Source organism: Nguyenibacter vanlangensis, from assembly GCF_013376155.1.
GTDB lineage: Bacteria > Pseudomonadota > Alphaproteobacteria > Acetobacterales > Acetobacteraceae > Gluconacetobacter > Gluconacetobacter vanlangensis.
The window spans coordinates 1-1,251 of the sequence record NZ_JABXXP010000777.1 but is presented as its reverse complement, the minus strand read 5'-3'; the positions used below and the strand labels follow the sequence as shown (position 1 = coordinate 1,251).

1 protein-coding gene is annotated in these 1,251 nt (G+C 70.8%); it reads right to left on the bottom strand.

The window, feature by feature from the left end:
- Positions 1-33: 33 nt before the first annotated feature.
- On the bottom strand, positions 34-1,251 hold a 1,218-nt coding region (gene serS, locus HUK84_RS18940; RefSeq protein ID WP_176641604.1), incomplete at its 5' end, for a serine--tRNA ligase.

Genomic DNA, 1,251 nt, shown 5'->3' with positions numbered 1-1,251 from the left:
GCCGCCCGGGGCGGAGACCGGCCGGGCGCGCGCCTATCGGGCGCTGACGACCGCCAGACCGTTCATATAGGGGCGCAGGGCCTGCGGCACGGTAATGCTGCCGTCGGCGTTCTGGTAATTTTCCATCACGGCGATCAGCGTCCGCCCCACCGCCAGGCCCGAACCGTTCAGCGTATGCACGAATTCCGGCGCCGCGTCCGTGCCGGGGCGATAGCGGGCATTCATCCGCCGCGCCTGGAAGTCCCGCGTGGTCGAGCACGAGGAAATCTCCCGCCAGGCCTGCTGCCCGGGCAGCCACGCCTCCAGGTCATAGGTGCGCGCCGCGCCGAATCCCGTATCGCCGGCGCAGAGCAGCATGCGGCGATAGGGAATACCCAGCCGCTCCAGCACAGTCTCGGCACAGCGCGTCATGCGCTCATGCTCGGCATCGCTGTCCTCGGCGCCAGTGATCGACACCATCTCGACCTTCTGGAACTGGTGCTGGCGCAGCATGCCGCGCGTGTCGCGCCCCGCCGCCCCGGCCTCGGAACGGAAGCACGCCGACAGGGCCACCAGGCGGCGCGGCAGGGCGGATGCCGGCAGGATCTCTCCGGCCACGCTGGCGGTCAGCGGCACCTCGGCAGTCGGGATCAGCCAGCGCCCGTCCTCGGTCCGAAAGGACTGGTCGGCGAATTTCGGCAGCTTGTCGGTGCCGAACATCGCGGCCTCGTTCACCAGCACGGGCACCGCCGTTTCGGTATAGCCATGCTCCTGCACATGCAGGTCCAGCATGAACTGCCCCAGCGCGCGCTCCATCCGCGCCAGCGCCCCGCGCAGCACCACGAAGCGGGCCCCCGACAATTTGGCGGCGGTCTCGAAATCCATCAGGCCCAGCGCCTCGCCCAGCGCGTAATGCTCGCGCGGCGCAAAGGCGAAATTCCGCCGCTCGCCCACCTCGCGCACCACGACATTGGCCGTCTCGTCGGCGCCGTCGGGCACCCCGTCATCCAGCCGGTTGGGCAGGGTGACCAGCGCATCGCGGATCTCGGCATCCAGTTCGCGGACCAGGATCTCCAGCCCCTCGATCTCCGCGCGCAGGCGGACCCCCTCGGCTTCCAGCCCGGCGCTGTCGGCGCCGGTGCGGCGCAGCGCCCCGATCTCCTTCGACAGGGATTTGCGGCGGGCCTGCTTCTCCTGCAGGGTGGTCACGGCAGCGCGCCGATCCTCGTCCAGCCGGACGATCGTCGCGGCGACCGGGGCCTCGCCCCGGCG